This is a genomic window from Streptomyces spinoverrucosus (assembly GCF_006539505.1).
Taxonomy (GTDB): Bacteria; Actinomycetota; Actinomycetes; order Streptomycetales; family Streptomycetaceae; genus Streptomyces; species Streptomyces spinoverrucosus.
The window spans coordinates 141525-155348 of the sequence record NZ_BJND01000003.1; the positions used below are offsets into that span (position 1 = coordinate 141525).

The 13824-nt window shown below is 72.3% G+C and carries 9 protein-coding genes; 3 read left to right on the forward strand and 6 right to left on the reverse strand.

The features are described from left to right. Positions 1-22: 22 nt before the first annotated feature. The 5 genes from SSP24_RS01185 to SSP24_RS01205 all read right to left on the reverse strand — a co-directional run bounded on the left by SSP24_RS01185 (position 23) and on the right by SSP24_RS01205 (position 8175). On the reverse strand, positions 23-1636 hold the full coding sequence (locus SSP24_RS01185; protein ID WP_141306646.1) for an RICIN domain-containing protein: 1614 nt from the start codon (positions 1634-1636) through the stop codon (positions 23-25). Positions 1637-1917: 281 nt separating this feature from the next. Then, positions 1918-2295 (reverse strand): toxin Doc, encoded by a 378-nt coding sequence (locus SSP24_RS01190; RefSeq protein WP_141306647.1) that lies wholly within the window; start codon positions 2293-2295, stop codon positions 1918-1920. A gap of 3 nt (positions 2296-2298) precedes the next feature. Further along, a complete protein-coding gene (locus SSP24_RS01195) occupies positions 2299-2544 on the reverse strand; it encodes a hypothetical protein (RefSeq protein WP_141306648.1) in 246 nt (81 codons plus the stop codon). A gap of 152 nt (positions 2545-2696) precedes the next feature. After that, positions 2697-4928, reverse strand: coding sequence for a glycoside hydrolase family 9 protein (locus SSP24_RS01200; RefSeq protein WP_141306649.1), 2232 nt, complete (start codon positions 4926-4928; stop codon positions 2697-2699). A gap of 148 nt (positions 4929-5076) precedes the next feature. Further along, complete coding sequence (locus SSP24_RS01205) at positions 5077-8175, reverse strand: glycoside hydrolase family 2 TIM barrel-domain containing protein (protein WP_141306650.1); 3099 nt, start codon at positions 8173-8175, stop codon at positions 5077-5079. Between the two features lie 258 nt (positions 8176-8433). Between SSP24_RS01205 and SSP24_RS01210 the strand changes: the two genes are divergently transcribed. The 3 genes from SSP24_RS01210 to SSP24_RS01220 all read left to right on the forward strand — a co-directional run bounded on the left by SSP24_RS01210 (position 8434) and on the right by SSP24_RS01220 (position 12861). Then, positions 8434-10806 carry a SpoIIE family protein phosphatase gene (locus SSP24_RS01210; RefSeq protein WP_141306754.1) on the forward strand — a complete coding sequence of 791 codons (2373 nt, stop codon included), beginning with the start codon at positions 8434-8436 and terminating at the stop codon, positions 10804-10806. A gap of 129 nt (positions 10807-10935) precedes the next feature. Further along, positions 10936-11532: a DUF4232 domain-containing protein gene (locus SSP24_RS01215; protein WP_141306651.1), complete on the forward strand. Its 597-nt coding sequence runs from the start codon at positions 10936-10938 to the stop codon at positions 11530-11532. A 72-nt stretch (positions 11533-11604) separates the two neighbouring features. Beyond that, positions 11605-12861: an SLC13 family permease gene (locus SSP24_RS01220; protein ID WP_141306652.1), complete on the forward strand. Its 1257-nt coding sequence runs from the start codon at positions 11605-11607 to the stop codon at positions 12859-12861. A 37-nt stretch (positions 12862-12898) separates the two neighbouring features. Here the strand turns inward: SSP24_RS01220 and SSP24_RS01225 are convergent, their stop codons facing one another. Beyond that, the gene (locus SSP24_RS01225) at positions 12899-13801 is read right to left on the reverse strand and encodes a helix-turn-helix domain-containing protein (protein WP_141306653.1); all 903 of its coding nucleotides are present in this window, start codon (positions 13799-13801) and stop codon (positions 12899-12901) included. Positions 13802-13824 lie beyond the last annotated feature (23 nt).

Here is a 13824-nt window from a genome sequence, read left to right on the forward strand (position 1 = left end):
CAACCGTGCCCGCCGGTCGCCGCTAGGACCCGCTCCCCAACCCCGCCTGCCGCGCCGACGGGTCGCCCGTCTCCGCGACCGACAGGGAGCCGGCGTCGGCCGGCTGCGGGTCGGTCAGCCACCGCTGGGCGTCGGATCCGTCGCGCACCTTGACGACAATGTCGGCGCCGGGGTCCCCGGTCGTGGTGGCGAGCGCGAGCTGCTCGTCCCAGCGGGGCAGCAGCTCGCCCCGGACGGTGAGGTCGTACCGCACGTCGTCGGCGCGCTCGTCGTCGCCGTCGGCGCACGTGCCGAGGATGACGACACCGGCGTCCGCGCGCGAGTCCAGGCACAGCCCGGGATCGGCCACGCTGCGCAGCAGCCCGTCGTTCTCGTACGACCACTGCTGGGTCGGTTCGGACGAGCACGCCGCCAGTACGGCCCCGGCCCCCTCCTCGGCCTCGTCGCGGATGTCGAGGCACAGCTCGTTCGCGGCGTTGCGCAGCCGGGTCTGCCGGGGCGCGGTGGGGAGTTGGGCGGTGCCGGGCGGCGTGGGCTGGGCCTGGGTGCCGGTGCCGGGTGCCGTGCCGGTGCCGTCGGTGGCGCCCGCGGAGGCCGTGGGGTCGGTCTCACCGTCGTAGGACGACAGGCTGGTGGCGAGGACGGTGCCGAGCAGGGCGGCGCCGGCGATGCCCACGCCCGTGCGCAGCGCCCGGGAGGGGCGCCCGGTCATTTTGGGGAAGCGGGCGAGGACGCGGTGGCGTGCGGCGTTGCGGGCGCGGGCGGAGTGCCGGGCGGCGGCGCGGGTGCGCGATCGGTGCGGGGTGCGGCCGGGCCGGGAGTCGAGATAGCGGCGGCTGCCCCAGCCGAGCACGGCCTCGGCGAGCAGGACGTCCAGCGCGCCCTCGAAATGGCTGAGCTGTTCGGCGGCGTCCCGGCAGTAGCGGCACTCCGCCAGATGCTGCTGGACGTCCGGCAGCAGGGCGCCGCCGCGGCGGATCGGGACATCGAGGAGGCGGTTGTAGAAGCCGCAGTCCTTGGACGGCGCGAGTTGCTGATGGGCCCGTACACAGCCCTCGCGGAATTTGTCCCGGGCCTGTTCCAGGGTGGCCGACGCGGTGTCGGTATCCATGCCGAGCAGACCGGCGGGGAAGGTGATCGGTTCCGCCTCGACCTCGGTGTGCCACAGCAGAGTGCGGGCCGGCCCCGGAAGGCCCTGGAATGCGCGCTCGGCCAGCTTGCGGTTTTCCGGCGTCATGGACTTCGCGGCCCGCATACCGCGCCCCCCGGCCGGTTTCTGCAACTCCGGCAGTGCCCCCGTTATTCGTTCCTCGGCCGACCACAGCCGGACGATGTCCCGCACGGTCACCAGCAGCCGCGGCCGCAGCACATCGCCCGGCTCCCCGAGGGTGAGGCGGTCGAAGACCTGATGGAAGGCCGCCGCGGTGACCATGGACGCAAGGCTCGCCGAGGAGGCGAGGCAGATCACCGCGTAGTCGTGCGCCGACTGCCAGTGCCGGGCGATCAGCAGGGCCGTGGAATGGGCGACTTCGGCGTCCGGGGCACCGGTCAGCCGGGCGGCGAGGGCCGCGTCGGATTCGCCCGGATCACCGCCGGACGGCGGGTAAGGAGGACGAGGGGGGTGGGGGGTGGGCACTGAGCGGATTCCTTCCCACGCAAGGTGACACAAAGAGTTCTGCCCGCCGAAAAGGGAAGCCGGGATGAACCCGGATTGGTGTATACCTTTTTGACAGGTGCGAGGGGCGTGAATTGTGCGCGAGAACCCGGCCATTACACCCCCCGCCGGATGGTTCACCCTTGCACAGCTCACTCTGGGCCAACAAGGCACTTGGGCAACATCAGCGCCACTGACAGAAAGTCAAATTCGACAGCAAGTCATAGCACCTGATCCGCCATTCGCTATTTCAGGGGCAGGTCTCAGATCTGCCAGGACCGCAGCCGGTCCGCCGCCCCGTACACATCCGTCTTGCCGTCGATCAGATCCCGGGTGAGGTCCACGAGAGCGCCGTAGGGCGGGTCGATGCCGACGCCGCTGACGAACATGTAGGCCACCGCGGTCGCGCAGGCGAAGCGGGCGTTGGCCGAGGGCAGCGGCTTGAGCAGGGCGAGAGTGTGCAGCAGGGCGGCGGCCCGCCAGGCGGGGTCGGAGTCCACGCCGAGGCGGGGCGGGTCGACGCGGTGCCGGGCGACGGCGGCGACCAGCGCGGAGAAGTCGTTGATCGTCGGCTGGTCCGGAAGGACCTCCTCGTGCCGCTGAAGAAGCCACGGCACGTCGATATGCAGGACGGGTGCCATTGGTCAGGCGACCCGTCCCTCGCCGCCGACGGACGGCTCGTCGTCCGGGAAGGCGGCCGCGAACTCGTCGGCGTGGGTGGCGAAGAACCGGCGGAAGGCCTCGGCACCCTCCTGCAACGCCCGGTGCCGGGCTATGTCGGCCGCGGCCGCCTCCCGCACGAGGGCCTTCATCGACGTACCGCGCTCCTTGGCGATCTGCCGCAGGTCCTCCAGCTCGCGATCACTGAACTCCACGTTGAGGGCTGGCATGCCGTAACGGTACCGCCAGGGTACTTACTCGTAAATACCCCCAGCTCAGAGGGGCCAGGAGACGGTACCGGACGGACAGGGGGCGCTCAGAATGCGAGAGAGGTACGTCACATTGAGCGCCCCCGAGGTCATATCCAGACTGGTGGCGTACGTCAGCCCTGATCCGCCACGAAGGACGCCATCCGGGCCAGTGCGGCGTTCCAGTTGATCGTCGTCTCGTTGGTCGACCAGGACTGGATGTCGTCGATGTAGCAGAACTGGCCGACGCAGCCGGTGAGTTTGCTCTGCGCGTAGGGGTCCTGAATGCTGGAGTTCGGGCCGCCGGCGAGGGTGCCCCGCGGCGGGTTCGGCAGACCGGGGTCGAGCTGGCGGGCGTACCAGCGGCTGTGCTGGTTCTGCGCGCTGACCTCGCCGTAGCCGGTGACGTACGAGATGTTCAGGGCGTTGCGGCCGAGCACGTAGTCCATGCTCTGCAGCGCGCCGTCGCGGTACTTGGCGGCGCCGGTCAGGTCGTAGGCGGTGGCGATGATCACCGCGTTGTTGAGGACCTGGTGGGTGGAGCCCCAGTCGTAGAGGTTGCCGTCGGGGGCGTAGGGCATGCCGTACGGCTGTGCCTTCAGCGTGGCCAGATAGCGGTCGGCGCCCTTGATCACCGACCGGCGGACCTTGTCCCGTCCGGGGAGCCGGTTGGGCACGGTCGCGAGGTCGAGGCGGCCCGCGGCGGCCGTCCGGGCCCAGTCGAAGCCGAGGGGGCCGAAGATGTCGGCGGTGTGCACGGGCGAGGTGAGGATGTGCCGCTCGAACTGCCGCTCCCCGGTGGTGAGGTACAGCTCGGCCGCGGCCCAGTAGAACTCGTCGGTCGCGTCACTGTCGGGGTAGGCGCCGCCGCCGATGCCGTCGTTCGGGTCGGCGTACATCGCGGGGTGCGCCAGGGCCGCCGCCCAGGCCTTGCGCGCCGCCGCGAGCGCCCGCGCCGCGAACGCCCGGTCGTAGGGCCGGTACAGCCGGGCCGCCTGCGCGGCCGTCGCCGCCAGGTTGAGGGTCGCCTGTGTGGACGGCGGGTGCAGCTCGCGCTTCTGCGGATCGTCGCTGGGCAGCAGCGGCAGGCCCGTCCACTGCTCGTCGTGCATCTTGTGGTGCGCCATCCCGGCCAGCGGCCGCCCGTCCGGCACCTGCATCTTCAGCAGGAACTCCAGCTCCCAGCGGACCTCGTCGAGGATGTCCGGCACCTTGTTGCCGCTCTCCGGGATGGCGAGGGTGCCGTCACGGAGCGTGCCGGGCCGGCCGGTGCGGGCGTGCAGGGCGCGTTCGTAGGTGCTGAGCAGCTCCCATGTCGAGATGCCGCCGTTGACGACGTACTTGCCGTGGTCGCCGGCGTCGTACCAGCCGCCGGTGACGTCGAGCGTGTAGTCGCACACGCCCGGTTGGCAGGGCACATTCGTATCGCCCTGGTTGGGCGCGACGTCCACGTGTCCGGCGGGGCGTCCGTAGCCGGGGCGCAGCTCGTCGCGGATCTCGATGCCGCTGCGCTGTGTGTAGTAGAACTTCAGCGAGTCGAGGCGCAGATCCTCGTACACACCTGCGTCGATGTCGAAGGGTCGGCTGGTCTCGCCGTCCGCGACCAGCGTGAGGCCCGCGCCGTGGGCCCGGTAGGAGCCGAAGTCGATGGAGTGGACGTGCTGCCCGGAGGAGACGTCGACACCGCGCGGCACGGTCCTCCCCTGGGCCACCACCGCGCCCCCGGCGTTCTTCAGCTGCCAGGGCAGCGCCTCGGTCGCGTCGGTGACGAGGGTGGCGTTCTTCGGCCCGGCGGGCAGATAGGCGACCTGGTTGACGCGGACCCGCGGCCCGGTGTCAGGTTCGTACGGCTCCGGCGGCACCCCGCCCAGCAGCGACACGTCGTCCATGCAGAAGCGCCAGTCCTGCGCTCCCCCGCCGAGCTGGAAGGCGACCTGGCCCTGCGTGGTGTCGACGGGCGAGGTGAAGGTGTAGGCGTACGCGTCACCGGAGACGCTCAGCTGCGGCTTCACCTCGAACCAGGTGTCGTACGGCGCCTCGGACAGCCCCACGATCGCGCGCACGGCGTTCCCGGCGGGCGCGCCGGACGCGGAGAAGGAGAAGCGGTACGACTCCCCCTTGACCAGGGTGAGGTCGTTCTGGCCGACGGCCGCGTCCCAGGGGTTGGTGGTGCCGCCGGGCACGTCCGCGCAGAGCCGGCCGTCGGACAGGCCGGCGGTGACGTTGCTGGTCCACCACGGGTCGGTGGTGGTGTCGAAGGTGCCGTTCCTGATCTGCTCGACCTCGTCGGCCTCGGCGGGCAGTGCGGTGAGGGCCGTTCCCAGCAGGGCCGTCAGGGACAGCAGGGCGGTTCTGCGTCGTTTCACGTCGGGGGCTCCTCGGGTGCGTGTGGCGCCCCCTGCGATGGGAGCGCTCCCAAGTTGCGGATGTCCGCCATGGTGCGAAAGGTGACACCCCGTCAACGGTCCGGACACGACTTCTGCTTTTGGCGTCCGGACCGTTGGCGTACGGGCCTCAACCGGCCGGGACCTCCAGCTTGCCGATGCGCACCGCGCCCCTGGCCTCGCCGGGGTACCGGCTGGTGAGGGTGAGGCGCAGCCGGGAGCCGCGGACCGGCGCGAAGGTGATGACCGTCGGTGTGTCGGAGGCGGTGGCCCAGTCGACGGACGCGTCCTTGACCGGCACGTACCGGCGGCCGTCCCACACCTCGGCCTCGACGGCCGCGGGCAGGCTGTGTGTCGCGTCCGTGGTGAACCAGACCTCCGCCCGGTCGAAGGTCCGCGCCCGCCCCCAGTCCACCGACACCCAGTCCTCCGCCCGGGCCCCGTCGAAGGCGGGCAGCAGGGCGGTGGCCGCCTTGTGGAAGCCGTTGGACCAGCCGGTGGCCGGGTCGCTGTCGAGCATGGCGGCGGGCAGCGTGTCTGGGCGGCCGGAGTAACTGGCGTCGGCGTGGGGGTAGTTCAGCGGCGCCGGGTGGTCAGGCGCGAACCGAGGCGCGGGGGTGGTCGCGGCCGACCGGGCGGACGTCGTGCGCACGGTCACGGTCCCGGTGCGCAGGCCCTTGACGCGGGCGGTCACCTTCACGGCGCCGGGCCTGCTGCCGGAGCGGACGATGGCGAGTGCCTTGCCGTGGAAGGCGGTCCGGGTGCTCGCCTGGTAGCGCTCGGCGCTCTCCTGGCGGCCGTTGTCGAGTCCGGCGAGGGAGCCGCCGCTCACGTCGAAGGCGATGAGGTGCTCGGCGCCGGGCACCACGACGCCGCGGGCGTCGACGATCTCGGCGGTCACGAAGAGCAGCGAACGCCCGTCCGCCGCCAGGGACTTGCGGTCCGCGGTGAGGCGCACGGCGTGCGGTGCTCCGGCCGTGCGCAGCACGTCCGTGGCGACCACCTTGCCGTCGGTGCGGGCCACCGCCTTCAGCTCCCCCGGCTCGAAGGGCACCCGCCAGGTGAGGTGCAGTTTGCCCGCGCTGCCGTTCGGGCTGGTGTAGCTGCCGGGGTACGGGCCGTCGGTGAAGGTCTTGTCGTCGCCGGTGGCCTCGGTGGTCTCCAGGTAGGCCCGCCCGTCGGTGGTCTTCTTGGTGTCGAACCGCCGCACGCCCAGCGACCGGCCGTTCAGGAACAGCTCGACGGTGTCGACATTGGCGTACGCCCAGACCTCGACCGTCTCCCCCCTGGCGTGGTTCCAGCTCATCGGCAGCAGATGGACCATCGGCTCGCTCGTCCACTGACTCTTGAACAGGTAGTACATGTCCTTCGGAAACCCGGCCGTGTCGACCGCGCCGAAGAAGGACGCCTTCACAGGGAAGACGTCGTACGGCGTGGGCTCACCGATGTAGTCGATGCCCGACCACAGGAACTGCCCAGTGAACCACTTCCGGTCCCGGTCCTTCTTGTGCCCGTACTCGCCGCTCATCGTCCAGGAGGCGAGGTTGTTGTCGTACGAGGAGGTGGCGCGCCTGCCCGGCGTGTAGTTCTCGCCGGTGTTGAGCCGCTCCGGTTCCTGGTACGTGCCGCGCGTCGAGGTCTCCGACGACGACTCCGACTCGAAGAGGAACAGGTGCGGGTAGGCCGCGTGCAGGGCGTCGACGGACTTGGCGGTGTTGTAGTTGAGGCCGAGGCCGTCGAGCTTGGCCAGCATCAGGTCGGCGGCCGAGCCCTTCGCGGGCAGGCGGCGGTACTTGTCGGAGCCGATGACGACCGGGCGGGTGTCGTCGGCGGCCTTGATGGCGGCGATGATCCGGTCGGCCATGGCGAGCCCGGCGGTGGAGGTGGAGTCGGGGACCTCGTTGCCGATGGACCACATGATCACGGCGGGCGAGTTGCGGGCCGCGAGGACCATCTCGGTGGCGTCCTGCTCGCACCACTCGTCGAAGAACCGGCCGTAGTCGTAGCGGTTCTTGCCCCTCCGCCAGCAGTCGAAGGCCTCGACCTGGAGCACGATGCCCAGCTCCTCGCAGACCCGGATCACCTCCGGCGAGGGCGGGTTGTGGGAGGTGCGCAGGGCGTTGACGCCCATGGACTTCATGATGGTCAGCTGCCGCCGGACGGCGTCGATGTGGGTCGCCGCGCCGAGCGCGCCCAGGTCGTGGTGGAGGTCGACGCCCTTGAGCTTGGTGTAGGTGCCGTTGAGGTGGAAGCCCTCGTCGGGGTCGCAGCGGAAGGTGCGGATGCCGAAGGGGGTGCGGTAGGTGTCGGTGGTCTCGCCGTCGACGCGCAGCTCGGTGACCAGGGTGTAGCGGTGGTGCGGGGTGGCGAAGTCCCACAACTCGGGCCGCTGCACGGTCAGTTCATGGGTCTCCGTCGCCCGGTCGGTGACGTCGACCGTGGAGCTGGTCCGGGCGACCGTCCGGCCGTCGGGGCCGGTGATGCGCGAGCTGATCTCGACGGGTCTCGCGCCGCCGGAGGCGTTCACCACGTCGGTGCGCACCCGCACCAGGGCGCGCTCCTCGGTGACCTGGGGTGTGGTGACGTACGTGCCCCAGCGCGGCACGTGCACGGGTTCGGTGACGACGAGGCGGGTCTCGCGGTAGATGCCGCTGCCGGAGTACCAGCGGCTGCTGGGGAGTTGGTTGTGCACCTTCACGGCGAGGACGTTCTCGGTGGTGCCGTCGGTGTGCACCAGGTCGGTGAGGTCGAAGGCGAAGCCGGTGTAGCCGTAGGGGTGGCGGCCGAGTTCGCGGCCGTTGCAGTAGACGTACGCGTCCATGTAGACGCCGTCGAACTCCACCGAGATCCGCTTGCCGGCGTAGCCGGGCGGCAGGGTGAAGGCGAGGCGGTACCAGCCGAGGCCGCCGGGGAAGAAGCCGGTGCCGCTGGTGGTGCCGTGGTCGGTGGTCGGGGTCTGCTCGATGCTCCAGTCGTGCGGTACGGCGACCTCGCGCCACGCCGAGTCGTCGTACGCGGGGTCGGCCGCGTCGGCGTAGGCGCCCGTCGGGTCGGTGGTGCCGCCCGGGTTGACCAGCGCGAAACGCCAGCCGTCGCGCAGGGGGACGCCACTGCGGCCGGGGGCGTGCCCGGCGGCGTCGGCGGCCAGGGCACTCGGGGTGCCCACCAGCGCGCCGGCGGCCGGGGCGGCCGTACCGGCGATCAGAACCGATCTGCGCGTGACCGTCATGGCGGCTCTCCCTCATCAGGGCCCAGAAGTACTCACAACTGATCGCGACCAAACAGATTCTGACGGTGTGCCACGCACGCCCGTCAAGGGTGCGGTGAGGTCCTTCTGTCCCGGGTGTCACATCGGCCGGATCCGGCTCTTGACCGGCGCGCCGGACGGCCCCCGGCGACCGGATTCGCGTCGGACCGCGACGCATTAGGCTGGAACCGAAGTGACTTGGTTGTTCACTGTGCGTATATGCGCGATGGAGTGACGACGATGCCCCCGGAGTACCCGTTCGAAGAGGCCGCCACGGCCCGGGCCGTCATCGACGCCGAGGGCCGGGTGACCGAGTGGGGCGAGGGGGCCCGGCGGCTGCTGGGCTGGACGGCCGACGAGGTCGTGGGGCGGTCCGCCGCGCGGCTGGTCCAGGGCAGGGCGCCCACGCTCCGGGGACCTCGCTGGAACGGAACGCTCACTTTGCGCCACCGCGACGGCCGTACGGTGTCCGTGTGGCTGCTCGCCCACCGGCAGTCGGGGCCGGGCGGCCGCACCGGGGACTGGCTCGTCGTCACCCCGTTGGAGGGCGCCCGGGCCCGCCCGGACGACGATCCGCTGGACCGGCTGGCGCTCATTCAGTCCCCTTGCGCCGTCGCGATCTACGACGAGCGGCTCCGGCTGTACCGGATCAACGACGCCCTGGCCGCGGTGATCGGACTGCCCGAGGAGCGGGTCCGGGGACTGCGTGTGACCGAGCTCAGCGGCCGGCTCCGGAGCGAGGAGATCGAGCGGCAACTGCACCGTGTCCTCACCACCGGCCAGGCGCACGACTTCAACACCTGCGTCCCCGCCGCCGACGACGGCCGGATGACCGCCTGGCTGGGCCGGATGGCGCCGATCACCGACGCGGCGGGACAGGTGTGCGGGGTGTGCGTCGCCGTGCACGACGTCACCGACCAGTACCTGGCCCGCGAGCGGCTCCAGCTGGTCAACGAGGCGAGCGTCCGGATCGGCACCACCCTCGACGTCACCCGGACGGCCCAGGAGCTGGCGGACGTCTGCGTGCCCGGGCTCGCCGACTTCATCAGCGTCGACCTGCTCGACCCGCGGGAGCCCACGGGTGAGCCCGCCATCGGGCCACTGACCGCCCCGGTCACACTGCGCCGGGCAGCGCACCAGTCGATCAATCCGGGCCCCGGGGCGGTGGTGAAGCCGGGCCGGCCGGACGTCTACCCCGCCGGTTCGCCGCAGGCCGACTCCCTGCTGGCCGACCGGACGATCGTCGCGGACACGGCGTCCGAGGACCTCGCCCAGTGGCTGTCCTGGGACACGGCCCGGAAGGAGCAGGTGCGGCCGTACGACATCCACTCCACGATGTCCGTGCCGATCCGGGCACGCGGTACGACTCTGGGCGTCGCGGTGCTCACCCGGTTCCGCCGCCCACACCCGTTCACGCCGGACGACCAACTGCTGGCCGAGGAGATCACGGCACGCGCCGCCGTGTGCATGGACAACGCCCGCCGCTACTCCCGGGAGCGGGAGACCGCCCTCGCCCTGCAGCGCAGCCTGCTGCCGCAGTCGCTGCCGAGCACGGCCGCCGTTCAGGCGTGCTCGCGGTACCTTCCGGCGGCGCGGGCCGGGGTGGGCGGCGACTGGTTCGACGTGATCCCGCTGTCGGGGATGCGGGTCGCGATGGTGGTCGGGGACGTCGTCGGCCACGGCATCCAGGCCTCCGCCACCATGGGGCGGCTGCGCACCGCCGTGCGCACGCTCGCCGACATCGACCTCGCGCCCGACGAGCTGCTCACCCACCTCGACGACCTGGTGCTGAGGCTGTCCGACGAGTCCGGTGCCGACGGCAGCGCCGGGGAGGTCGGCGCGACGTGTCTGTACGCCGTGTACGACCCGGTGTCCCGGCGCTGCACGCTCGCCCGAGCCGGGCATCCCTCGCCGCTCATGGTGCGGCCGGGCAGGACCGCAGAGGAGGTCGAGCTGCCCACCGGGCCGCCGCTGGGGCTTGGCGGGCTGCCGTTCGAGGCGGCCGAGCTGTATGTGCCCGAGGGCACCGTGCTGTCGTTCTTCACCGACGGGCTGATCGAGTCCCGCGACCGGGACGTCGGCCTCGGCCACGACCTGCTGCACGAGGCCCTGTCACGGCCCTCCGCCTCCCTGGACGAGACCTGCGACCGCATCCTGCGCCTGCTGCTGCCGACCGGCGGGGCCCGCGACGACGTGGCCCTGCTGCTGGCCCGCACCCAGGGGCTGCCCGCCTCGCAGGTCGCGACCTGGGACATCCCGGCCGATCCGGCGCTGGTCGCCCCGGTGCGCAAGCAGGTCGTCAACCAACTCGGCACCTGGGGGCTGGAGGAGGCCGAGTTCACCACCGAGCTGGTGGTCAGCGAGCTGGTCACCAACGCCATCCGGTACGGCTCCCACCCCATCCGCCTCCGGCTGATCCACGACACGGCCACCCTGATCTGCGAGGTGTCCGACACCAGCCACACGGCCCCGCACCTGCGGCGCGCCAAGACCTGGGACGAGGGCGGCCGCGGACTGCTCCTGGTCGCCCAGCTCACCCAGCGCTGGGGCAGCAGGCACACGACCGAGGGCAAGACGATCTGGGCGGAGCTGGCGTTGTTCCAGGAGCAGTGAGGGCCGCGCTCCCGGAGCAGTGAAGGCCGCGCCTTCCCTTTCACCCCGCCGCGTCCGCATCTGTCGCCCGGCACGGGGCACAAGCACCAGTACGTACGCATCGGCGAACGTCCGGGAGTGTTGAGGTACATGACGTCCACGTCCCCGTCCGCGCATCCCTCCCCCTCGACGCGCCGCCCGGCGCTCCTCGTGAGCGCGGTCGCGGTGCTGGGCCTGCTGACCGGCTGCGGCGGTGCGGCCGGCGGCACGACGAGCAGCCCGCCGCGGCAACCGTCCCTCACGGACGCCGCCGCCCCCATGGAACGCGGGACCCGCTGCCACACCTCCGAACTGCGCGCCTCCGTCGGCCGCGTCAACCCGGGTGCCGGTCAGCGCAACTACCCCATCGTCCTGACCAACACCTCGTCCCGCACGTGCACCTTGTACGGCTTCCCGGGCGCCGCCTTCGTCGACGCCTCCGGCAAGCAGCTCGGGCCCGACCCGGTGCGCGAGGGGGACGCGCCGTCCAGGGTCACGCTGGCGCCGGGCGACAGCGCCTGGTCCGGCCTGTCGTACACCAGCCCCGAAATCACCGGGGCCCGCACGGCCACGCCCGCGTCGCTGCTGGTGACCCCGCCGGACGAACGGGACCAGCTGACTGTGCGGTGGACGGGCGGCGAAGTGCCGGTGGCCGGGAACGAGTCGGAGGTTTCCCTCACGGTGCTGCGAGCGGGTACCGGAGCCTGATCTCACCGAGCTCTTACCCTCGCCTGCTGCGATGGACCGGCAACCCCTGATCGCAGCCGTCCGAGGATCCCCCTGAACACGCCGCTCGCCGAAGCCCTGTCTGTCGTCCTGCTCGCCGCCGTGCTGGGGTGGGCGGTGCTGCGTCCGTTCGGGCTGCCGGAGGCGGTGGTCGCCGTTCCGGCGGCCGGGCTGGCGGTGGCGACGGGAGCGATCTCGCCGGACCACGCGCTCCATGAGATCGAGCGGCTGGCGCCGGTGGTGGGCTTCCTCGCCGCGGTCCTGGTCCTTGCCCATTTCTGCGAGGTGGAGGGCCTGTTCCGGGCCTGCGGGGCCTGGCTGGCGCGTCGGGCGGGAGGGCGGCCCGGTCGGCTGCTGACGGCGGTGTTCGCGCTGGCCTCGGCGGTCACGGCGGTCCTCAGCCTGGACGCCACAGTCGTGCTGCTGACGCCGGTCGTGCTGGCAACCGCCGCCCGGGCGGGCGTCCGGCCCCGGCCGCATCTCTACGCGTGCGCGCATCTGTCGAACACGGCGTCGCTGCTGCTGCCGGTCTCCAACCTCACCAACCTGCTGGCGTTCACGGCGAGCGGGCTGAGCTTCACCCGGTTCGCGGCGCTGATGGCGCTGCCGTGGCTGGTCGCGATCGGCGCCGAATACCTGGTGTTCCGGCGGTTCTTCGCCCGGGACCTCGCGATGGCGCCCACCGCGCAGGAGGCCGTACGGGCGCCCGAGCGGCCGGTGTTCGCGCTGGTCACCGTGGCCTGCACGCTGGCCGGGTTCGTCGTGGCATCCGCGCTGGGCCTGGAGCCGGCCTGGGCGGCCGCCGCGGGCGCGCTGGTGCTCGCGGCACGCGCGTGCGTACGGCGGCAGGCGACGTCGTCCACGGTGGTGCGGGCGTCGGCGCCCGCGTTCCTGGCGTTCGTGCTCGCGCTCGGCGTGGTGGTACGGGCGGTGGTCGACAACGGCCTCGCCGACGCGCTCGGGCAGGTCCTGCCCGACGGCTCGGGACTGGTGGCCCTGCTCGGCATCGCCGCGCTGGCCGCCGTCCTGGCCAACCTCATCAACAACCTGCCCGCGATACTGGCCCTGCTGCCGCTGGCCGCCCCGTCCGGCCCGGGCGCCGTGCTCGCGGTGCTGCTCGGCGTGAACATCGGCCCGAACCTGACGTACGCGGGATCGCTGGCGACGCTGCTGTGGCGGCGCATCGTGCGGCAGCACGGGCACCGCGTCGACGTACGGGAGTTCACCCGTCTCGGGCTGCTCGCGGTGCCGTCGGCGTTGATCGCGGCGGTGGCGGCACTGTGGGTGTCGCTCCGGGTCGTCGGAGTGTGATCCGCACGGCCCCGCATCACCCGACTGGCTCAGCCCCTCACCGGTGCGCGGCCCGATATGCGCCGGGCGGGCTTCCGAAGCGTTCGTGGAACACCCGGTTGAAGTGGAACGGGCTGGCGAACCCCGAGGCCGCCGCCACGCGTTCCACGGACAGGTCGGTGCCCTCCAGCAGCCGGGCGGCGTGCCGCAGGCGCGCCTCGCGCAGGGCCCGCATCGGGGACTCGCCGACCTGCTGGGCGAACAGGTGCGCGAACCGCGAGGGGGACAGCGCGACCGCCTCGGCCAGTGAGCGGACGGTGTGCGGGGCGCCCGGGTCGGCGGCGATCAGCGCCTGGGCCCGGCGCACCCGGGCGTCGACGCCGGGCGGGGGCGCCGGGGTGCGCGCGGCGGCGGCCGTGAGCAGGACGACCTCCTCCAGCGCACCGAGCGCCAGCTCATGGGCCGCCATGCCGTGGGCGACGGCGATCCGGTCGTCGGCGGGCGTTGTCGCGGGCGGTGCCTCCACACCCGTCCAGCGGGCGTCGGCGAGCATCCGGCGGAACGCCGACTCCACCCTGCCGTGCAGCACGGCAGGGACGGGCGCGACGACATGGACGCCGTCTCCGGCGTCGTACGGGCGCAGCCAGGGCCGCCAGGACGGCCGTGCCTGGCAGTGCGCCCACCAGAAGCGCCAGCGGCGCGCGTCCGGGGCGACGCCGTAGCCGTGCGGGACGCCGGGCGCGAGCACGACCAGGTCCCCCGGACCGGCAAGGGTCTCAGTGCCGCCCTGGCGCAGTCGGCCCTGGCCGCCCGTCGTCCAGGTGAACAACCAGCTGTCCGCGCCGCGTGGCCGATCGACGGCGTAGCCCGGAGACTGGTCGAAGTGGCCGACCACCACCAGGCCGGGCGGCGGCGCCGGATCACCAGGGACAGCAGGCTCGGGCAAGTCGTCAGCGCTCATGGACATCCTCCCGGACGGCGTTC